This window comes from Bacillus massilinigeriensis (genome assembly GCF_900111815.1).
GTDB lineage: Bacteria > Bacillota > Bacilli > Bacillales > Cytobacillaceae > Mesobacillus_C > Mesobacillus_C mediterraneensis.
On sequence record NZ_LT630004.1, the window covers coordinates 2,332,475 to 2,351,805 of the forward strand.

A 19,331-nucleotide genomic window follows, 5' to 3' on the forward strand; every position below is an offset into this window, starting at 1 on the left:
TACCATGTCAGCACGATAAATACTCATTTATACTATCTTGTGAAATCAGCACAACTTCGTCAGATACCGCAGGGATAATCTTCGTTCCTTCAGGTACAGTAACACCTGGTGAGATAATTGCTTTTTCAATTATACAGCCCTCACCAATAATTGCATCCGGCATAATAACCGACTTAAAAACCTTTGCACCAGCTTTTATCGTTACACCCTGGAAAACAACCGAACGGTTAATGTTCCCTTCCACCACACACCCTTCGTTAATGAGGGATTCTTTAATAAATGCATTTTCTCCAATGACTTGCGGTGGCTGATTAGGATTTACGGAATAGATTCGCCAAGAGATATCAAATAAGTCAAGTCCGCAGGCATCATCCAGCAAATCCATATTTGCCTCCCATAGGCTTTTTACTGTTCCTACATCTTTCCAGTATCCATTGAACGGGTAAGCAAAGACCTTTTTGTTTTCCCTTAGCAAACGAGGAATGATGTCTTTCCCAAAATCATGGCTTGAATTTAAGTCCAGATTATCCATCTTAAGTGCTGTTTCCAATACTGTCCTGTTAAAGATATATATTCCCATGGAAGCAAGATTACTATTTGGCTCAAGTGGTTTTTCCATAAAGTCCATCACTCTTCTTTCATGATCGACGGACATAATGCCGAACCTTCCTGCTTCTTTCCATGGGACCTCAATGACAGAAATGGTTGCATCTGCTCCTTTGTCAATATGATCTTCCAGCATTTTTTCATAGTTCATTTTATAAATGTGATCACCTGAGAGGATGAGGACATAATCAGGTTGATGAAGTTTTAAGTAGTTCAAGTTTTGGTATATGGCGCTTGCCGTACCGGAATACCACTTGACTTCATTGGCAGCTGCATATGGCGGAAGAACAGTCACACCGCCTTCTTTCCTGTCAAGATCCCATGCGCTCCCGATTCCGATATAGGAATTTAAGACAAGAGGCTGATATTGCGTTAATACTCCTACAGTGTGAATGCCTGAATTAGTGCAGTTACTCAAAGGAAAATCGATGATTCGATACTTACCTCCAAAAGGGACTGCCGGTTTTGCAATCTCTTTTGTAAGGGAATGGAGCCTGCTTCCCTGTCCCCCCGCCAATAGCATCGCAACCACTTTTTTATTTTGCATTCACTGCACTCCTTTTCCTTGTTTTTACCGGACGTAAAATGCTGATACCAAAAGGCGGCAAGTTCATTGCAACTGATTGCTGCCTCCCATGAAAAAAAACGTTGCTTGCCTGGATAGGTTTACGATTAACCACCCCGGAACCGCCATATATTTCATCGTCACTATTAAGGATTTCCCTATAGGCCCCTTTTTGCGGCACTCCAACCCTGTAATCAGAGTAGGCTGTACTAGTAAAATTACAAATAATCACTAGAAAATCCCCTGCTTTTCTCCCTTTCCGTACAAAAGAAAAAACCGACTGTTCATGATTATTGACATCAATCCATTCAAATCCATATGAAAAGCGATCGTTTTCATACAAGGATTTTTCTCGTTTATATACTTTCATTAAATCTTTAACGTAGCTGTTCAATTTCAAATGGCTCTCGTACTGCAGTAAATGCCAATCGAGTTGCTCTTCATCCTTCCATTCCGCAAAAGGCGCTAGTTCTGTCCCCATAAAAGTAAGCTTCTTTCCTGGGTGGGCTATCATATAACCTAAAAGGAGGCGAAGCTGAGCAAACTTTTGCCAATAATCTCCTGGCATCTTATCAAGCAAGGATTTTTTCCCATGAACCACTTCATCATGAGAAAAGGGCAGGATAAAAGATTCAGAAAATGCGTATACTAAGGAAAAGCTCACGTTTTCATGAAGAAGCTTTCTGTCAGGAGGTGCTGCTTCCATATACTCGAGAATATCGTTCATCCATCCCATATTCCACTTGTATGTAAAACCAAGTCCGCCTTCTTCCACAGGTAATGTGACGTCAGGCCAGTCTGTTGAATCCTCAGCCATCATAATGACCCCCGGAACGATGGAAGAAACCGTCTTGTTAAGTTTTTGGAGAAAGCTCAATCCATAAGGATTTACCGAACTGGAGGAGTTGGGCCAATAAATAATATTAGCGACAGCATCTACTCTGAATCCGTCAATATGATATGTTTCCGCCCAAAAAATCGCATTGGATATAAGAAAGCTTTGTACCTCTGTCTTTCCAAGGTCAAAATTCGCTGTTCCCCAAACAATATTCTCCCTGTCCTTTATATTTTCATATTCATACGTAAAATCACCATCAAACCTATACAACCCATGTTCATCCTTGCAAAAGTGCCCCGGTACCCAATCAAGAATCACCCCTAATCCGTTTTGATGGCATTGGTCAACCAAATACATAAAATCCTCAGGATTTCCATATCTGCTCGTAACAGAATAGTATCCAGTAGCCTGATAGCCCCAGGAAACGTCGAGCGGATGCTCACATAGCGGCATTATTTCTATATGCGTGTAGCCATGCTCCCGTACATAGGGAATTAACTCCCCAGCAAGTTCTCTGTATGTAATAAAACTTCCATTCTGCTTTAACTTCCAAGAACCTAAGTGGATTTCATAAATAGCCATTGGCTGTGTACCATGATCCTTTTTCGTTCTGCCGCGCATCCATTTCCCGTCATCCCATTTATAGCTCGCGAAAGAATGAACGACAGATGCCGTGTTAGGCCTCTGTTCTGATCGGAATGCAAATGGATCAGCCTTTAAAATAACATTGCCATCTCTTGTCTCCATTTCGTATTTATAAAGCTCACCCGTCAGATCCTCCTGGATAGTGAGCATCCATACCCCTTGATCATTAAGTTTGCTAAGTTCCCATCCCTTTGCATTCCAGCAATTAAAGGTACCTGCTAAGCTTACTTTCTTTGCGGTGGGAGCCCAAACACAAAATCGAGTATATGTGGATTTTTCGCTTTTTATGACATGGGAGCCAAACAACTCATAGCAACGAAAAAAATTTCCCTCATGGAAAAGATGAATTTGAAAATCAGTTGGACTTGCAATCATTTTTTACTCACCTTCCCTGTCACTCTGTTAAACAATAGTATTCTCGTAATGGATATAAAACCCTTGTAAAGATTATTTAAATATTTCGACGAAATTCTTTCATTTTCTTCAATGAAGCATTTACAATTCCGATGTACAGTCATTAACAATATTGGCAAAACTCGATTTTCAATATATTTCTTTCTGCGTTTACTCAAATATTCGTAGTAGAAACGAAAAAACAAAAAAAGACCGTAAACATACAATGTATGTTTACGGTCTTTTAGATGACCCCTACGGGATTCGAACCCGTGTTACCGCCGTGAAAGGGCGGTGTCTTAACCGCTTGACCAAGGGGCCAATGGCGGAGAAGGAGGGATTTGAACCCTCGCGCCGCTTACGCGACCTACACCCTTAGCAGGGGCGCCTCTTCAGCCTCTTGAGTACTTCCCCATATGGCTCCGCAGGCAGGATTCGAACCTGCGACCGTTCGGTTAACAGCCGAATGCTCTACCACTGAGCTACTGCGGAAAATAAATGGTGGGCCTAAATGGACTCGAACCATCGACCTCACGCTTATCAGGCGTGCGCTCTAACCAGCTGAGCTATAGGCCCATATGGAGCGGGTGATGGGAATCGAACCCACGACAACAGCTTGGAAGGCTGTGGTTTTACCACTAAACTACACCCGCGTCAAATATAAAAATGGGGCGACTGATGGGAATCGAACCCACGAATGTCGGAACCACAATCCGATGCGTTAACCACTTCGCCACAATCGCCATTATGTAAATCTTTTATGCCTTGCGGCTTAGTAAAGGTGGCTCAGGACGGAATCGAACCGCCGACACAAGGATTTTCAGTCCTTTGCTCTACCGACTGAGCTACTGAGCCAAAATGGCGGTCCCGACCGGGATCGAACCGGCGATCTCCTGCGTGACAGGCAGGCATGTTAACCGCTACACCACGGGACCAGATTGCGGGGGCAGGATTTGAACCTGCGACCTTCGGGTTATGAGCCCGACGAGCTACCGGACTGCTCCACCCCGCGACGGTAATAAATTTTGTTTCTGGTGCTTTTAAAAGCATCGTATTCGCTTTTTGTTAAAAGCAAATGGAGGAGGAAGAGGGATTCGAACCCCCGCGCGGTTTGACCCGCCTGTCGGTTTTCAAGACCGATCCCTTCAGCCAGACTTGGGTATTCCTCCAAATGAAAATACAATGGTGGACCTTGTAGGACTCGAACCTACGACCGGACGGTTATGAGCCGTCTGCTCTAACCAGCTGAGCTAAAGGTCCATATATATGGTAGCGGCGGAGGGGATCGAACCCCCGACCTTACGGGTATGAACCGTACGCTCTAGCCAGCTGAGCTACACCGCCATATATAAAAGATAATTTAGTTGGTGGAGCCTAGCGGGATCGAACCGCTGACCTCCTGCGTGCAAAGCAGGCGCTCTCCCAGCTGAGCTAAGGCCCCGTGCAAAATGGTCGGGAAGACAGGATTCGAACCTGCGACCCCTTGGTCCCAAACCAAGTGCTCTACCAAGCTGAGCTACTTCCCGAAATATGGCGCGCCCGAAAGGAGTCGAACCCATAACCTTCTGATCCGTAGTCAGACGCTCTATCCAATTGAGCTACGGGCGCATATTTGAAAAAATGGTGCCGAGGACCGGAATCGAACCGGTACGGTAGTCACCTACCGCAGGATTTTAAGTCCTGTGCGTCTGCCAGTTCCGCCACCCCGGCGAAAGCAATGGAGCGGAAGACGGGATTCGAACCCGCGACCCCAACCTTGGCAAGGTTGTATTCTACCACTGAACTACTTCCGCAAAAAACAGTGCGGGTGAAGGGAGTCGAACCCCCACGCCTCGCGGCGCCAGATCCTAAGTCTGGTGCGTCTGCCAATTCCGCCACACCCGCATATGTTTATTGAAAAATGGTGAGCCATGAAGGACTCGAACCTTCGACCCTCTGATTAAAAGTCAGATGCTCTACCAACTGAGCTAATGGCTCGTACAAATGGTGCCGGCGAAAGGAATCGAACCCTCAACCTACTGATTACAAGTCAGTTGCTCTACCAATTGAGCTACACCGGCAAGTGAACAATGAACATGTCCAAAATGGTGGAGGATGACGGGATCGAACCGCCGACCCTCTGCTTGTAAGGCAGATGCTCTCCCAGCTGAGCTAATCCTCCGTATAAACAGCCTGGCAGCGTCCTACTCTCACAGGGGGAAACCCCCAACTACCATCGGCGCTGAGAAGCTTAACTTCCGTGTTCGGTATGGGAACGGGTGTGACCTTCTCGCTATCGCCGCCAGACATTTTTAAAGACATTTATTATTATACTGCCTTTTAGGAATTTTGCAAGAGAAATTTCATTCCCTCAAAACTGGATAATGTATGTTTCAGAAGGTAAAGAAGAATGAGTATGCCTAATTGTCCAGCTTCGGCTCTACGCCTCCGCTTTTCTTTTTGGTTAAGTCCTCGATCGATTAGTATCAGTCAGCTCCACACGTCACCGCGCTTCCACCTCTGACCTATCAACCTGATCATCTTTCAGGGATCTTACTAGCTTACGCTATGGGAAATCTCATCTTGAGGGGGGCTTCATGCTTAGATGCTTTCCCGCTCGACTTGCATGTATTAGGCACGCCGCCAGCGTTCGTCCTGAGCCAGGATCAAACTCTCCATAAAAGAGTGAGTGATTAGCTCATCAAATAAAACGTTGGCTGATGGTCAGTGACCATCATATTATTGTTTGTTGACGCTTGTTTGTTTAGTTTTCAAAGAGCAATTTTCGTTTCATCCGCCGAAGCGACTTTAATAATATAACATGTTACTTGATTACTGTAAAGACTTTTTTCAAAATTTTTTTTGTCTTCTTCAATAATGGAATGCACCCCAAAAACAGGAGCGATAATAAATATACCACGATTAGAACATGTTTGCAATATACTTTTTAAAAGATAAGCATACCCATACTTCCATCTCGTCCAAACCACTTTTTTGAAAACGAAATGGTTTGAACAGCATTAGAATAGGATAAAAATATTCTGCTCCTATTCCTTTCATTAAGGTATGTGCTAAAACAAACCGGAAAAGCATAATTTGATGGTAGAATATCATTTAAGTGCAAAACTGCATTTTTTATACCGTTTTTCAAATCAAAATGTCAGGTGGGTTTAATTTGGAAGTACATCTAATAAACGCAGAAGTATTACTGAGACTGGGACTTTCCGCCTTTCTTGGTCTGGTCATAGGGCTAGAGAGGGAACTAAAACGAAAGCCAGTCGGCTTAAAGACAAGCCTTGTTATTTCTATTGTCAGTTGTCTTTTAACTATTGTTTCAAGCGAATCTGCCTACATGTTCCCTGGGGATAAGGATGTTAACATTACAATGGACCCTCTTCGACTGGCAGCCCAAATCGTTTCCGGAATTGGTTTTCTCGGTGCTGGGGTAATATTGCGAAGAGGGAATGATACCATCTCTGGATTGACGACTGCCGCGATGATTTGGGGGGCAGCAGGTATTGGCATCGCAGTTGGCGCAGGCTTCTATATGGAAGCAATAGCTGGAGTTGCCTTGTTGATTTTCAGCGTCGAGTTTATGCCTTTTCTCATGAGCGTGGTAGGACCTCGACAGCTGAGGGAAAAAGAAATTATGTTAGAATTTAGAGTGAAAGGAAAAGATAGCATCGCCGAAATACTTACTCGAATTAAGACAGAAAAGATTTCTTTAAAAAATGTCCGCATTAAAGATCTTGCTGACGGTGACCAGCAAATACAGCTCCTTGTAACCGTAGATATTCGCAGGAAAACAACTGATGTTTATGAATCCATTTCACTAATAGAAGGAATTGAACGTATCGAAATAGAAAGCTTATAGCTACAAACTGCATTTCGTTTTTTCTCTTGCAGAAAATTAGGATAGAAGCTATAATCTTTCTTGTACCTGATGCCAATCAGGTTACGGGGGATTAGCTCAGCTGGGAGAGCGCTTGCATGGCATGCAAGAGGTCAGGGGTTCGAGCCCCCTATTCTCCATCCTCAAAAACCCTTGCAGAATTCTGCAAGGGTTTTTGTTTTTGATATGACTAAATTCCTGCAAAACAAAACAAAAAAAACAGACCCCGAAGGATCTGTTTGTAGTTGTAAAGTTAGTTATTACAGTTTTACAACGTTAGCAGCTTGTGGTCCACGAGCGCCTTGCTCAACGTCGAAAGATACTTCTTGACCTTCGTCAAGAGATTTGAAGCCTTCACCTTGAATAGCTGAGAAATGAACGAATACGTCTTCTCCGCCTTCACGCTCGATGAAGCCGAAGCCTTTTTCTGCGTTAAACCATTTTACTTTACCGTTTTCCATGTTTGTTGCCTCCCGGTGTGTGTATATACACACATTTGTTACTATTCTTGCTCTCAGTGATATATTCAGGTGAACTATCCGAACGAACAAAAATAATTCTTTTTTAGAATAACAGAAAATACCCGAATAGGCAAGCATACCGGATAACTTTTTTCTTTTTTTGCTAAAACGGGCCAATCTTCCCACATTATTCTTTACTCAAATTCAAGAAGATATTTTATATTTTGTTGGAAGCATTATATTTTGTAGTACAAGATAACATTGATGTCATTTCACTTTCTGAATCTCCCAGTGACTTCCTGTTTCACGAGGTGAACTACCAGGGTAAAATGACAAAAATACACTCATTACTTTTACATCCCATCGTCCATGGCTATATTATATTAAGTACCAATTTAATAGAAAGAGGGGATATCATGAAATTCATCACACTTCTGATAACCTTTACACTCGCTTTCTTTTCACTATCATCATTTGAAACGCAAACCGCCGCTCCTCCTGTTGAAAAACTCAAAAACAGCAGCGAAGAAATAATAGGTAAACTCCCGGATATGTTTCAATCCACTGTCAAGGAATTCCAAAGCCTAAGATATCAACTTAGCGTTTTGTTGTTTAACGAAAAACCCCAACCAGATTTTACACCAACTGAAGAGAGCAAACCTAATTTGAAAGCCCCCACCAATGGTGTTATTTCTATCTATAACGTGGAACTAGGTCAGTCAAAACAAAGTGTCGAAGAAGAACTTGGAAAACCTAAGAGAATAAGTAAAAACGAATATGGTTCCAATTGGTATACTTATCACAACCATTTTCAAAATTTCATGATGGTAAGCTATGATTCTTCAGGAAAAGTTAACGGACTTTATTCCAATCACGACATCATCTCTTCCCAATCAGGTATAAAGCATGGGAGTACTAGAACAGAGGTACATTCTGCGCTAGGAGAAGCGCTCGATACAATTAGAAAGGGAAATAAACTTTATAAGCTTGATTTTGACAGCGGTTTTGAAATATATCGAATCAACGGAGCTTATTACACCATTTTCTACGACAAACAAGAAGGAAACACGGTTACTGGAGTCCAAATTATCAGCGACTCACTCGAAAAGCAAAAAAACGGCTATTATGCCAAGACTAGCAAGGACTTACAAGCTAGTTTTGAAAAACAGCTCTTCGATTTAACGAATGCAGATCGTTCAGAAAAAAAGCTGCCTTTGTTAAAGTGGGACGAAAAAATTAGCATGACCGCATTAAATCACAGCAAGGATATGGCTAGGAACAATTTTTTCAGCCATACTAACCTTGAGGGAGAATCTCCTTTTGACAGAATGGCCGATGATGGAATTGCCTTTTCTACAGCAGGAGAAAACCTTGCATACGGACAGAACAGTGCTATTTTCGCCCATGAAGGTCTAATGAATTCACCAGGACATAGAAAGAACATTCTACTCACCGAGTATCGGTCACTAGGAATAGGGGTTTCATTTAACCAGCATGGGCAGCCGTATTATACGGAAAACTTCTATACCAAGCGTTATTGATAACATTCGGAAGATGGGATTTCTCCCTCTCCCCGCACGAAAAAACATTGAAATCAAATGAAATAACATATAACGGACTTAACCGAAAAAATAAAATCCATTCCTCTTTCCAAATACCGGAAAGAAGAATGGATTTTTTGTTATCAAGAGATTCTTGAATTTTCTGTTGTGCTGCTCTCGTCTTTATCTTTGGACAAAAACCATCCTGCTGCAGCAATTCCAACTAAAACAACATAGAAAGTGCCCTTCCATGCGGTAGAGTGCGAAAACTCTTCAGACAATACACCAAGCGATGGATGGGAAAGTGTATAGACAGCAAGTTTGACCCCTACCCAGCCGACGATGGCGAAGGCGGCAATTTCCAAACCCGGCCTTTGCTCAAGGAGCTTAACAAACATATTTGCCGCAAACCTCATAATGATGAGGCCGATAAAGCCTCCGGCAAAAATAACTAAAAATTTACCGCCATCCAATCCACCGATTGCTGGAAGAGGTGTATCTGGAAGCATAACAGCCATAGCCACTGCAGCTAAGATGGAATCAACGGCGAAAGCAATATCTGCAACCTCAACTTTAATGACCGTAGTCCAAAATCCTGCTGGTTTCTTGTTCGCATCTTTTGGTTTCTCTTCTGCTTTCCCTTTCACCAGTTTCCTGAAAATATGGTTGATCGACATAAACAGGAGGTAAACAGCACCAATAGCCTGAACCTGCCATACATCTACAAGGAACGAAATGATGAATAAAGAAGCGAAGCGGAAGATGAAGGCCCCTGCCAATCCATAAAACAAAGCTTTCTTTCGTTTTTCCTCTGGAAGATCCTTGACCATGATTGCGAGTACAAGCGCGTTGTCTGCCGCAAGCAACCCTTCCAATACCACCAGGACAAGCAGCACCCAGCCGTACTCTAATAACATTGAAACATCCATTAATAAATTCCTCCTCAGTTTTTTCCTGGTCCTTAAATGAAGCTGCAGCTTGAGCAGTGCGATCCTTTTTCATAGTCAATCTTTCTAGCTTAACCAATACAAAAGGCCTTTACCACTCGCGGCAAAGGCCAAAAACATACAAAAAGACCCTTACCGTTAAGTAAAGGTCTTGCTAACAACGTTATGTTGCCAATAAAGCCGGGGACATGTCCCGGAATGACGACTTTATTGTACAGCTACTCCCCTTTAAGGAAAATATTCATTTGTTGTTATTATAAAAACAAAGGTGTGAAATGTCAATAAGTGCGCTTTGTTTATTTTCAATGTATTCCGCAAAAAACATTTTGGTAAAGAAAAATAAAAACTAACGGAAATCTAAATCTATCTTCCGTCTATTGTTACTTCAGCAAAAGTGATATACCGGATGGATCTTTCACCATGATGGATTGTTCCTTTTTTATGAAAGGAACGTTATTTTCCATAAAGACTCTCTCCACTCTATGAAATTCTTCATTGTTTTTCAAAACAATTGAAAAGTGCTCCATTCCTGCACTCTCTTCACTGGCAGGAGGGACTCCGTTGCCATTCCAAGTGTTGAGCCCGATATGATGATGGTAATTACCCGTTGAGAGAAAAAGAGCGTCATTACCATAACGGTTGACCACTTGAAACCCCAGCAGCTCACAATAAAAGTGCTCCGATGCCTTTAAATCAGCAACGTGTAAATGAATGTGACCAAGCACCGTTCCTTCCGATAAAAACCTCTCCCCCGCTCCACTGTTTTCTTTCAGCAAAGCTGACATATCCAGGGGCAGCGAAGCCATTTCAACCATGCCATCTCGCCAATTCCAACTTGAAACAGGTTTATCACAATAAACTTCAATTCCATTCCCGTCCGGATCAGAAAGATAGATTGCTTCACTGACAAGGTGATCGGAAGCACCATGAAGCGGATATCCTGTAGCAGTTATATGCTTGAAAAAAGTTGATAAGGCCTTCCGACTCGGAAGCAATAACGCAAAATGGTAAAGTCCCGCACGATTATGCTCTTTTCCTTTAATCCCTCTGCGATATTCAAGGATAACAACTGGATTACTTCCATCTGCTGACAAGTAAACCTTACCTTCCTCCCTCGCAAAGATCTTCAGACCTAATACTTCGGTATAAAACTCCACACTGCGATGAATATCAGTCACTTTTAATGCTACAGCGTCTACATACATATTTGGTTTTTGATGAAAAATCATGAAATATTTACCTCACCTATATAGTTACTTTATTTTATAAAGTGTACAATTGTAATGAATAAAAACCAAGGAAACAACACTAAATGAAGTTTGACTTCCTGACTTAAAGAAAATTCCGCGTACTAAATATATGTCTATTTGTTTACAGTTACATAGCAGTAAAACAGCTTTGTCACAATAGTTCATAATAAGTTCACCTTTTATATATGTAATTCTATCACTTTTGCTAATATTATGGGAATAGGAGAAAACTTAACTTAGGAAAGAGAGCCGTTACCATGAAAAAAGAGATGCGTTTAAAACTTATCAAGGAAATAATCTCAGAAAACGAGATTAAAACCCAAGAAGAACTAGCATCCATACTTTACAAGAAAGGCCTTGATGTCACCCAGGCTACCATTTCGAGGGATTTGCGGTCGTTAAGACTCATTAAAATTCCCGGGAAAAATGGGGGATTTAAATATAGTTTCAAGATGGACCAGGACTACTACACAATGGACAAGTTCCACCAAAAAGTAAAAGACTCTATGGTTAGCATTGAAGCAGTCCACTATTTTGTCATCCTCAAAACACTGCCAGGTCATGCCCATGCATTTGGAGTTATTCTAGATGGCATAGAAATTGAAGGGAAAGCAGGTACAATTTGCGGTAATGACACATGCCTTATCATTTTTAGATCCCCCGAGGCTGCGAGAGAATTTATGAAGCTCGCAAATCCCCTTGGCTAAAAGAGTTTTAGGAAGGAGTGTTCAGTTTGTTGCAATCAGAAACAATTGGCAATTTGAATCAATTCGATCTCTTTTCCACCCTCAATGAAAAAACGTTGGATAAATTTAAACCATACATATTCAGCAGAACGTATAAGAAAAACCAATACCTCTTTATGGAAGGAGACCCTCGCGATAAAATCTTCTTTTTACAGGAGGGCTATGTCATGTTTGAAATCGGCAATGAGGAAGGTAGTATGCTTTACCTCGATTTCGTCAAGCATGACCAAATGTTCCCTCTTGCTGGATTCTTCAACGATAAATACTATCAGCATACAGCTATTGCTGTAACAGACATAAAGGTGTATTTTATTCAGGTAAAAGTCTTAGAAGAAATGGTGAAATCTAACCCCAAACTGCTTATGAACATCATCACCAAACTTTCCGTTGTCCTTTCTTCACACCAAAAAAGAGTACAAAAAATTGTTATCCCAAATGCACAGGATAGAGTCCTTCACTCCCTTCAATTCCTTATGGAAGATCTGGGGGAAAAGGATGGAAATGAAATAATCATCCCATGCCCCCTGACAGCATCTAAAATTTCCAAAATATCCGGTACCACCCGGGAGACTGTCAGTCTGCTTATGAATCAATTAAAAAAGGAAAATATCATTTCCGTCTGCGAGAAAAAAATTAGAATTCACAATCCGCAATATTTTGAAGACGCTTTCCATTAACCTAGCTTTACTCGCGCGCCAAACATTGGCGCTTTTTTTATGGGCAGGAAAGTTGTAATGCCCTTTGGATGTTCATATAATAGACATAAAATAACCAACATTTTTCCAAAGGGGGATGTCATGACGAAAGTAAACTACAATGTCCTTGGTGCTGCCTTATTTGTATTCGGGCTATCCCTGCTCATTCAGTTGCCGGGGAGTCGGGGAACATTTGGATCTTATCTATTTAATGGAACTGCGATTGATACAATCCTTTCAGAAAGAAATATCCCATACATCCCAATCCTCGCCGCAGCCATTCAAGCAGCAGGAATCCTCATGTTCTCTATATGGATGAAAGAAGAGAGGCAAGAGTATTATAGAATATATAGGAAATTTGAGATTCTCTTCATCGGAATTCTCCTTTTAGGCGCTTCCCCGCTTGTCAATCACACCATTGCTGCTGCAGCCAAGACCTATTCTTTTTCCGGAAAGAGCGGAGTATATGCCGTTGAATATGTGAAAGATAAAAGCTCATGCCAATATGATGAGGATAACTACACGATCCTTTGCAATGTTGTCTTAAAGAACTATCAGCACATGCCTCAGAAGCTGGAGGTTGGAGTGCCACGTGAAATCGAAGGTACTCCTAATATGGCAATAAGGACTCCGGTTCATTTGCCGGCTCGACAGGAAAGAGTAGTATCGCTAGCCCTTTCTACCAATGATTTAGACAAAGAACAATCTGAAAGACTTTTAAAAGGTAAAGCCCCAGACATCGCATTCATACGTTTGGCGGAATAGTAGATTAACCTTGATAACAATGTTATCAAGGTTTTTTCTTTGTTATTCGGAATTTTCTCAATAGTGGAACTTTGTATACGTTTTTTTGTATATATACAGTCATTATTCGTTAATCATCGTTTCTATTCCCCTATACTCTATGAAAACCACAATATTTATTCATAGGTTCTTATACCACGAGCAAAAAAGTGTAAGGATTTTAACACTCGAATTGTAAGGAGGCTAACAAAATTAAGCGTTTTCATCTCGTAGAATAAAGGTGTAGCAAGGATTCTACATAAGGAGGAAAGACAATTATGAACAGTACAATCGAAATGGCAAACAAAGCCTCAGACAAGTCTTTGAAACATCCGATCAACGTCACCTCTGAAATTGGAACACTAAGAACGGTAATGCTGAAACGTCCCGGAAAAGAGGTTGAAAACCTTACACCGGAATATCTGCAAAGACTATTGTTCGATGACATTCCTTATCTGCCTATCATCCAGAGAGAACATGATTACTTCGCTGAAACTCTGAAAAACAGAGGCATTGAAGTTCTTTACTTAGAAAAGCTTGTTAGTGAAACACTCAGCAACAGCGATATCAAAAATCAATTTCTTGATGAAATGCTTGCAGAAAGCCAAATGAGCGCTAATGGCGCTACTGCAACTTTAAAAGAATACTTGCTTTCATTCTCTACACAAGAAATGGTTGACAAAATCATGGGCGGCGTCCTGAAAAAGGAAATCGACACCAGGAAAAAAACTCACCTGTATGAATTAATGGATGACCACTATCCATTCTATCTTGATCCAATGCCAAACCTTTACTTCACTCGCGATCCTGCTGCAAGCATTGGCAACGGACTTTCTATCAATAAAATGAGAGAGCCTGCAAGACAACGTGAATCTATGTTCATGCAATACATCATTAAACACCATCCTAGATTTGCAAGCCATGATGTTCCAGTTTGGCTCGATCGTGACTACGGATTCAGCATTGAGGGTGGAGACGAACTCGTACTTAGCGATGAGGTAGTTGCAATCGGTGTATCTGCTCGTACATCTGCTAAAGCAATTGAAAAATTAGCAGTGAACCTGTTTAAAAAGCAAAACTCCATTAAGAAAGTTGTTGCTGTTGAGATTCCAAAATGCCGTGCATTCATGCACCTTGACACAGTATTCACAATGGTAGATTACGATAAATTCACCATTCATCCAGAAATCCAAGACTCTAAAGGTGAGATGAATGTTTACATCCTTGAAAAAGGCGAAACGGAAGAAACTGTAAGCATTACTCATCGTAATAACCTTCAAGAAGCATTGAAAGAAGTTCTTGGCCTAAGCGAACTTGTCCTAATCCCTTGCGGTGGCGGAGATGAAATCGCAGCATCCCGTGAACAGTGGAATGATGGTTCCAATACATTGGCTATCGCTCCAGGCGTTGTAGTCACATACGACCGTAACTATATCTCTAATGAATTGCTTCGCCAACATGGCATTGAAGTTATCGAAGTTCTCAGCTCAGAGTTGTCTCGCGGTCGTGGGGGCCCACGTTGCATGAGCATGCCAATCGTACGCGAAAACTTGAAATAAGATTTAATAATAGGAGAGATGCACAATGGATTTCACAACACTAAAAGGTAGAAGCTTCCTCGCTGAAAAAGAATTCAGCCGTGAAGAATTCCTAACATTCATAGAGCTTGCTGAAAAATTAAAAGATGAAAAGAAAAAAGGCATCACTCACCGCCATCTTGAAGGCAAAAACATTGCACTTCTTTTCGAGAAACCGTCTACGAGAACTCGCTGTGCTTTCACAGTAGCTTGTATCGATCTTGGTGCACACCCTGAGTACCTTGGAAAAGATGACATCCAACTTGGAAAAAAAGAATCTATCGAAGATACTGCAAAAGTTCTTGGCAGAATGTTCGATGGAATCGAATTCCGCGGCTTCGAGCATAAGAAGGTTCAAATGCTTGCAGAACATTCTGGCGTGCCAGTATGGAACGGTCTAACTGACATGTGGCATCCAACCCAAACTCTTGCTGACTTCCTTACAGTTAAAGAGAACTTCGGCAAGCTTGAAGGAATCAAATTTGTCTATGTTGGCGATGGCCGTAACAACGTAGCAAACAGCCTTCTAGTAGGGGGCGCACTCGTTGGTATGGACGTAAGAATTGCAAGTCCCGAGTCTCTGTTCCCAGAGCAAGATGTAGTGGAACTTGCTAAAGAGTATGCAGCACAATCTGGCGGCAAAGTGACAATCACAAGCAATGTGGATGAAGCAGTTGCTGGTGCAGACGTCATTTACACCGATGTCTGGGTATCGATGGGTGAAGAAGACAAGTTCGCAGAAAGGATTTCTCTTCTATCACCATACCAAGTGAACATGGAAATGGTGAAGAAAACAGGCAATAACGACATGATTTTCCTGCACTGCCTGCCAGCTTTTCACGATCTTGAAACTGCATACGGCCGCGACATCAACGAAAAACATGGCCTTCCTGAAATGGAAGTTACTGATGAAGTTTTCCGTAGCAATCACTCTAAAGTGTTCGACCAGGCAGAAAACAGGATGCACACGATCAAAGCTGTCATGGCTGCTACACTTGGCAACCTGTAATAAAGAAAATGACAAGCGGAGAAGGGATAAATTCTCTTCTCCCTTGCTTTCTTTCTAAACAACTTAAAGGAGTGCAAAGTGAATGTCTGAAGAAAAAAAATTAGGGTTGTTCTCACTCATTGCTATCGTTGTTGGCTCAATGATTGGCGGCGGAGCTTTCAACCTAGCGACAGATATGGCAGGCGGAGCTTCAGCTGGAGCGATCGTTCTTGGCTGGGTCATCACTGGTGTCGGTATCATTGCTCTTGGATTATCTTTCCAAAACTTGACAGATAAACGTCCGGATTTGGAAGGCGGCATTTTCAGCTACGCAACCGCAGGTTTCGGAAGATTCATGGGTTTTAACAGCGCATGGGGTTACTGGTTCTCAGCCTGGCTTGGCAACGTAGCCTATGCCACACTTCTGTTTTCTTCCATTGGTTACTTTTTCCCAACTTTCAAAGGCGGACAAAATGTCGCATCGATTATCGGGGCAAGTATTCTACTATGGCTCGTACATGCGTTGATTCTACGTGGTGTTCAATCAGCAGCCTTGGTTAACCTTATTACTACTATTGCAAAACTTGTACCAGTTTTCCTATTTATTATCGTTGGCATTTTCGCATTTAATTTTGATACTTTTACTTATGATTTCTGGGGTACTGGCGGAGGCTTTGAATTTAGCGATGTCATGAGCCAAGTAAAGAGCACCATGCTCGTCACCCTCTGGGTATTCATCGGTGTTGAAGGGGCAGTTGTCCTTTCCAGCCGCGCAAAAGATAAAAAGGATGTAGGTAAAGCTACCATTATCGGTCTTTTAGGAACATTGGTCATCTACATTATCATTTCTTTAATGAGCATCGGGATGATGAGCAGGCCGGAAGTTGCACAGCTCGATAACCCATCAATGGCTTACGTTTTCGAAAGCGTTGTCGGAAAATGGGGCGCTACCTTCATTAACCTTGGTCTCATCATTTCCGTTCTTGGGGCATGGCTTGGTTGGACACTTCTTGCATCAGAGATACCTTTCCTTGCTGGAAAAAGCGGACTGTTCCCGAAATGGTTTGCAAAAGAAAACAAGAACGGTGCACCAATCAATTCTTTATGGATTAGCAACGGATTAATTCAAGTATTTCTATTGTCTTTCCTTGTCACAGATCAAGCTTATAATTTCGCGTTTTCATTGGCGTCATCTGCCATTTTAATTCCATATGCCTTCTCAGCGTTCTACCAATTCAAACACTCGCTGCAAAGCTCATTTGCCGACAGAACAAAAAACCTTACAGTCGGTATCATTGCCAGCGTGTACGGCATCTGGATGATCTATGCTGCTGGAGTAGACTACCTCCTTCTGACAATGCTTCTATATGCACCAGGCATTTTGGTTTACAGTAGCATCCAAAAGGAAGCAAAAGCTAAAACGGTATTTACCCGCCCTGAATTGATCATCGCCGTCGCCTTTGTTGCTCTTGCAATACTTGCGATCGTTCAGCTAGCAATGGGAGAGATTAATATTTGATTTTGAAAAACAACTATTTGGAGGTCATCATCATGTCAAGGAGAAAAGTTGTAATTGCACTAGGCGGCAACGCAATCCAATCTGGAGATGCATCTGCACAGGCACAGCAAAAAGCCTTGGAAGATACAGCTCGCCAGCTGGCATCATTCATTGAAAATGGCATTGATATCATCATTTCACATGGAAACGGCCCTCAGGTTGGAAATATCCTCCTTCAGCAGAAAGCTGCTGATTCCGAAAAGAATCCAGCAATGCCGCTCGATACTTGCGGAGCAATGAGCCAAGGAATGATCGGTTACTGGATGCAAAACGCAATGGAAAAAGCCTTGAGAGAAAAAGGCATCAAAAAAGACGTTGTAACTGTCGTAACTCGTGTTCTCGTTGACAAGCAAGATAATGCATTTGCTAATCCAACAAAACCAATTGGTCCTTTCTACAGCGAAGAAGAAGCAAAACGAGTAATGAATGAAACCGGAGTATCTTTCAAAGAAGATGCAGGCCGCGGCTGGCGAAGAGTCGTTCCTTCTCCAAAACCTGTTGGCATCGTAGAACATTCCGTTATCAGCTCTCTTGTTGAAGCAGGAAACATCGTTATCTCCACAGGAGGCGGCGGTATCCCTGTAGTAGATGGTGCAGAAGGCTATACTGGTGTAGAAGCTGTAATTGACAAAGACTTCGCATCCGAAAAACTTGCTGAACTTGTAGATGCAGATGCACTTCTCATCCTAACTGCTGTTGACAACGTATATGTGAACTACAACAAGCCTAATCAGAAAAAACTCGAAGATGTTTCAATAGAAGAACTTAAAAAATACATCGAAGAAGGTCAATTCGCTCCTGGAAGCATGCTTCCTAAGATTGAAGCTGCAATGGCCTTCGCAGCAACAAGCGCAGAGCGAAAAACGATCATCACTTCCCTTGAACAAGCATACAGTGCATTAGAAGGAGAAGCAGGAACAGCCGTTTCAATCAAAGGCGCTCCTGTTTATGCATAATAATAACACGATGAACCCGGATAGTGCTAACTACCCGGGTTTTTTTATTATTTATTATTAAGGTCTTTCACAGTCGGACTTGTTTCAACGATGCAGCTTTTGTAGCAACGGCTGATTTGTATTGTTGTTATTCCTCTTCTCTATATCCCAATGCAAAAGATATCTTTGAACCAATTATCTTCATTTTCTCTTTAAGCAACTGGAGCTTTTCAGTCGTCATTCTCATTGCAGGACCGGAAACACTTACAGCACCGATTGCCTTTCCGAAGTAGTCAAAGACAGGAACGGCGATACATACGATTCCTGGCTCGTTTTCTTCCATATCCAGGGCACATCCGTCTTGACGAATCTTTTTCAATTCGTTCAATAGCTGTACCTCATCGATTATCGTACTCTCGGTATGCCTCTTCATGCCCTTCTCTTTCAGTATGCTCTGAGTTTCTTTCTCTGACAGGAAAGCCATGATAGCTTTCCCGACAGATGTGCAATGCATCGGGGCATGTCTACCTACCTTTGAATGCATTCTGAGCGTTTCATTTCCCTCCAGCTTTTCAATGTATACGACTTCTCCCTGTTCATGGACTACAAGATGAATGACTTCGTTTGTGCTCTTACCAAGTTCAAGCAGGTAGGGCTTCGCTTCAGTTCTTAAGTCTAAGGAATCTAGAAGCCTTGAACCTAAATCGAGAAATTTGTATCCCAACCTGTATTTTCCCGTTTCTGTATCCTGATGGACATAGCCAAACTGCAATAAAGTCGAGAGAGTCCGATGAACAGAGCTTTTGTTCATATCCATTTTGTTTGCAATTTCAGTAACGCCGAAACCGCTTTCCTTCCTGCTGACAATTTCAATGATGTCTAGTGCTCTGGCAACAGACTTGACGGAATTCTCTCTATCCACACCGCTACCC

General features: G+C 42.1%; 15 protein-coding genes, 22 tRNA genes, 1 rRNA gene and 1 other annotated feature. Of the genes, 10 read left to right on the forward strand and 28 right to left on the reverse strand.

Features of this window, described 5'->3' with window-relative positions:
* Nucleotides 1-7: 7 nt before the first annotated feature.
* The 24 genes from BQ5796_RS12120 to rrf all read right to left on the reverse strand — a co-directional run bounded on the left by BQ5796_RS12120 (nt 8) and on the right by rrf (nt 5,333).
* Nucleotides 8-1,153, reverse strand: coding sequence for a glucose-1-phosphate adenylyltransferase (locus BQ5796_RS12120; RefSeq protein ID WP_071460483.1), 1,146 nt, complete (start codon nt 1,151-1,153; stop codon nt 8-10).
* Nucleotides 1,143-3,029: a 1,4-alpha-glucan branching enzyme gene (glgB, locus tag BQ5796_RS12125; protein WP_071460484.1), complete on the reverse strand. Its 1,887-nt coding sequence runs from the start codon at nt 3,027-3,029 to the stop codon at nt 1,143-1,145. The genes BQ5796_RS12120 and glgB overlap by 11 nt, the downstream gene beginning before the upstream one ends.
* 267 nt (nt 3,030-3,296) lie before the next feature.
* Nucleotides 3,297-3,368 (reverse strand) — tRNA-Glu (locus BQ5796_RS12130).
* 2 nt (nt 3,369-3,370) lie between these two features.
* Nucleotides 3,371-3,461: transfer RNA gene (locus BQ5796_RS12135), tRNA-Ser, on the reverse strand.
* Nucleotides 3,462-3,464: 3 nt separating this feature from the next.
* Nucleotides 3,465-3,539, reverse strand: a tRNA-Asn gene (locus BQ5796_RS12140).
* A gap of 7 nt (nt 3,540-3,546) precedes the next feature.
* Nucleotides 3,547-3,623: transfer RNA gene (locus BQ5796_RS12145), tRNA-Ile, on the reverse strand.
* Nucleotides 3,624-3,626: 3 nt separating this feature from the next.
* Nucleotides 3,627-3,700 (reverse strand) — tRNA-Gly (locus BQ5796_RS12150).
* A 14-nt stretch (nt 3,701-3,714) separates the two neighbouring features.
* Nucleotides 3,715-3,790, reverse strand: a tRNA-His gene (locus tag BQ5796_RS12155).
* A gap of 39 nt (nt 3,791-3,829) precedes the next feature.
* Nucleotides 3,830-3,902: transfer RNA gene (locus BQ5796_RS12160), tRNA-Phe, on the reverse strand.
* Nucleotides 3,903-3,906: 4 nt separating this feature from the next.
* A tRNA-Asp gene (locus tag BQ5796_RS12165) sits at nt 3,907-3,982 on the reverse strand.
* A 3-nt stretch (nt 3,983-3,985) separates the two neighbouring features.
* Nucleotides 3,986-4,059, reverse strand: a tRNA-Met gene (locus tag BQ5796_RS12170).
* A 64-nt stretch (nt 4,060-4,123) separates the two neighbouring features.
* Nucleotides 4,124-4,216: transfer RNA gene (locus tag BQ5796_RS12175), tRNA-Ser, on the reverse strand.
* Nucleotides 4,217-4,230: 14 nt separating this feature from the next.
* Nucleotides 4,231-4,307 (reverse strand) — tRNA-Ile (locus tag BQ5796_RS12180).
* A 7-nt stretch (nt 4,308-4,314) separates the two neighbouring features.
* Nucleotides 4,315-4,391, reverse strand: a tRNA-Met gene (locus tag BQ5796_RS12185).
* Nucleotides 4,392-4,412: 21 nt separating this feature from the next.
* Nucleotides 4,413-4,488: transfer RNA gene (locus BQ5796_RS12190), tRNA-Ala, on the reverse strand.
* Between the two features lie 8 nt (nt 4,489-4,496).
* Nucleotides 4,497-4,573: transfer RNA gene (locus tag BQ5796_RS12195), tRNA-Pro, on the reverse strand.
* A 5-nt stretch (nt 4,574-4,578) separates the two neighbouring features.
* Nucleotides 4,579-4,655, reverse strand: a tRNA-Arg gene (locus BQ5796_RS12200).
* 13 nt (nt 4,656-4,668) lie between these two features.
* Nucleotides 4,669-4,757: transfer RNA gene (locus BQ5796_RS12205), tRNA-Leu, on the reverse strand.
* A gap of 8 nt (nt 4,758-4,765) precedes the next feature.
* A tRNA-Gly gene (locus tag BQ5796_RS12210) sits at nt 4,766-4,840 on the reverse strand.
* A 9-nt stretch (nt 4,841-4,849) separates the two neighbouring features.
* Nucleotides 4,850-4,931: transfer RNA gene (locus BQ5796_RS12215), tRNA-Leu, on the reverse strand.
* A 17-nt stretch (nt 4,932-4,948) separates the two neighbouring features.
* Nucleotides 4,949-5,024: transfer RNA gene (locus BQ5796_RS12220), tRNA-Lys, on the reverse strand.
* A gap of 7 nt (nt 5,025-5,031) precedes the next feature.
* Nucleotides 5,032-5,107, reverse strand: a tRNA-Thr gene (locus tag BQ5796_RS12225).
* A gap of 25 nt (nt 5,108-5,132) precedes the next feature.
* Nucleotides 5,133-5,208, reverse strand: a tRNA-Val gene (locus BQ5796_RS12230).
* 9 nt (nt 5,209-5,217) lie between these two features.
* Nucleotides 5,218-5,333 (reverse strand): 5S ribosomal RNA (gene rrf / locus BQ5796_RS12235).
* 165 nt (nt 5,334-5,498) lie between these two features.
* Nucleotides 5,499-5,704 (reverse strand) — a sequence feature (23S ribosomal RNA rRNA prediction is too short).
* 512 nt (nt 5,705-6,216) lie between these two features.
* Here rrf and BQ5796_RS12245 point away from each other — a divergent pair.
* Entirely contained in the window at nt 6,217-6,900 is a 684-nt protein-coding gene (locus BQ5796_RS12245; protein ID WP_071461285.1) for an MgtC/SapB family protein, read from the forward strand.
* Nucleotides 6,901-6,985: 85 nt separating this feature from the next.
* Nucleotides 6,986-7,058: transfer RNA gene (locus BQ5796_RS12250), tRNA-Ala, on the forward strand.
* 120 nt (nt 7,059-7,178) lie between these two features.
* Here BQ5796_RS12250 and BQ5796_RS12255 read toward each other — a convergent pair.
* Complete coding sequence (locus BQ5796_RS12255) at nt 7,179-7,379, reverse strand: cold-shock protein (protein ID WP_071460486.1); 201 nt, start codon at nt 7,377-7,379, stop codon at nt 7,179-7,181.
* A gap of 416 nt (nt 7,380-7,795) precedes the next feature.
* On the opposite strand from BQ5796_RS12255, the gene BQ5796_RS12260 reads away from it, so the two are divergent.
* The gene (locus BQ5796_RS12260; RefSeq protein WP_071460487.1) at nt 7,796-8,920 is read left to right on the forward strand and encodes a CAP domain-containing protein; all 1,125 of its coding nucleotides are present in this window, start codon (nt 7,796-7,798) and stop codon (nt 8,918-8,920) included.
* Nucleotides 8,921-9,063: 143 nt separating this feature from the next.
* On the opposite strand, the gene BQ5796_RS12265 is transcribed toward BQ5796_RS12260, so the two are convergent.
* Nucleotides 9,064-9,849, reverse strand: a complete 786-nt coding sequence (locus BQ5796_RS12265; protein WP_071460488.1) for a TerC family protein — start codon at nt 9,847-9,849, stop codon at nt 9,064-9,066.
* A gap of 398 nt (nt 9,850-10,247) precedes the next feature.
* Nucleotides 10,248-11,096 (reverse strand): VOC family protein, encoded by an 849-nt coding sequence (locus BQ5796_RS12270; RefSeq protein WP_071460489.1) that lies wholly within the window; start codon nt 11,094-11,096, stop codon nt 10,248-10,250.
* Between the two features lie 278 nt (nt 11,097-11,374).
* Here BQ5796_RS12270 and argR point away from each other — a divergent pair, with 278 nt between their 5' ends.
* The 7 genes from argR to arcC all read left to right on the forward strand — a co-directional run bounded on the left by argR (nt 11,375) and on the right by arcC (nt 18,420).
* The gene (gene argR, locus BQ5796_RS12275) at nt 11,375-11,824 is read left to right on the forward strand and encodes an arginine repressor (RefSeq protein ID WP_071460490.1); all 450 of its coding nucleotides are present in this window, start codon (nt 11,375-11,377) and stop codon (nt 11,822-11,824) included.
* Nucleotides 11,825-11,850: 26 nt separating this feature from the next.
* Nucleotides 11,851-12,540 (forward strand): Crp/Fnr family transcriptional regulator, encoded by a 690-nt coding sequence (locus tag BQ5796_RS12280; protein WP_083413109.1) that lies wholly within the window; start codon nt 11,851-11,853, stop codon nt 12,538-12,540.
* A 120-nt stretch (nt 12,541-12,660) separates the two neighbouring features.
* Nucleotides 12,661-13,323 (forward strand): hypothetical protein, encoded by a 663-nt coding sequence (locus tag BQ5796_RS12285; protein WP_071460491.1) that lies wholly within the window; start codon nt 12,661-12,663, stop codon nt 13,321-13,323.
* Between the two features lie 341 nt (nt 13,324-13,664).
* Nucleotides 13,665-14,900: an arginine deiminase gene (gene arcA, locus BQ5796_RS12290; protein WP_071461287.1), complete on the forward strand. Its 1,236-nt coding sequence runs from the start codon at nt 13,665-13,667 to the stop codon at nt 14,898-14,900.
* 25 nt (nt 14,901-14,925) lie between these two features.
* Nucleotides 14,926-15,927: an ornithine carbamoyltransferase gene (gene argF / locus BQ5796_RS12295; RefSeq protein WP_071460492.1), complete on the forward strand. Its 1,002-nt coding sequence runs from the start codon at nt 14,926-14,928 to the stop codon at nt 15,925-15,927.
* Nucleotides 15,928-16,009: 82 nt separating this feature from the next.
* Nucleotides 16,010-17,425, forward strand: coding sequence for an arginine-ornithine antiporter (gene arcD / locus BQ5796_RS12300; RefSeq protein ID WP_071460493.1), 1,416 nt, complete (start codon nt 16,010-16,012; stop codon nt 17,423-17,425).
* A 32-nt stretch (nt 17,426-17,457) separates the two neighbouring features.
* On the forward strand, nt 17,458-18,420 hold the full coding sequence (gene arcC / locus BQ5796_RS12305) for a carbamate kinase (RefSeq protein ID WP_071461288.1): 963 nt from the start codon (nt 17,458-17,460) through the stop codon (nt 18,418-18,420).
* A gap of 127 nt (nt 18,421-18,547) precedes the next feature.
* On the opposite strand, the gene BQ5796_RS12310 is transcribed toward arcC, so the two are convergent.
* Nucleotides 18,548-19,321 carry an IclR family transcriptional regulator gene (locus tag BQ5796_RS12310; RefSeq protein WP_071460494.1) on the reverse strand — a complete coding sequence of 258 codons (774 nt, stop codon included), beginning with the start codon at nt 19,319-19,321 and terminating at the stop codon, nt 18,548-18,550.
* Nucleotides 19,322-19,331 lie beyond the last annotated feature (10 nt).

What these genes read in the sequence shown, in the direction of transcription:
- BQ5796_RS12120 (WP_071460483.1), bottom strand. Translation starts at nt 1,153, where the DNA reads ATGCAAAATAAAAAAGTGGTTGCGATGCTATTGGCGGGGGGACAGGGA.
- arcC (WP_071461288.1), top strand. Translation starts at nt 17,458, where the DNA reads ATGTCAAGGAGAAAAGTTGTAATTGCACTAGGCGGCAACGCAATCCAA.
- BQ5796_RS12285 (WP_071460491.1), top strand. Translation starts at nt 12,661, where the DNA reads ATGACGAAAGTAAACTACAATGTCCTTGGTGCTGCCTTATTTGTATTC.
- BQ5796_RS12260 (WP_071460487.1), top strand. Translation starts at nt 7,796, where the DNA reads ATGAAATTCATCACACTTCTGATAACCTTTACACTCGCTTTCTTTTCA.
- BQ5796_RS12255 (WP_071460486.1), bottom strand. Translation starts at nt 7,379, where the DNA reads ATGGAAAACGGTAAAGTAAAATGGTTTAACGCAGAAAAAGGCTTCGGC.
- glgB (WP_071460484.1), bottom strand. Translation starts at nt 3,029, where the DNA reads ATGATTGCAAGTCCAACTGATTTTCAAATTCATCTTTTCCATGAGGGA.
- arcD (WP_071460493.1), top strand. Translation starts at nt 16,010, where the DNA reads ATGTCTGAAGAAAAAAAATTAGGGTTGTTCTCACTCATTGCTATCGTT.
- BQ5796_RS12265 (WP_071460488.1), bottom strand. Translation starts at nt 9,849, where the DNA reads ATGGATGTTTCAATGTTATTAGAGTACGGCTGGGTGCTGCTTGTCCTG.
- BQ5796_RS12270 (WP_071460489.1), bottom strand. Translation starts at nt 11,096, where the DNA reads ATGATTTTTCATCAAAAACCAAATATGTATGTAGACGCTGTAGCATTA.
- argR (WP_071460490.1), top strand. Translation starts at nt 11,375, where the DNA reads ATGAAAAAAGAGATGCGTTTAAAACTTATCAAGGAAATAATCTCAGAA.
- argF (WP_071460492.1), top strand. Translation starts at nt 14,926, where the DNA reads ATGGATTTCACAACACTAAAAGGTAGAAGCTTCCTCGCTGAAAAAGAA.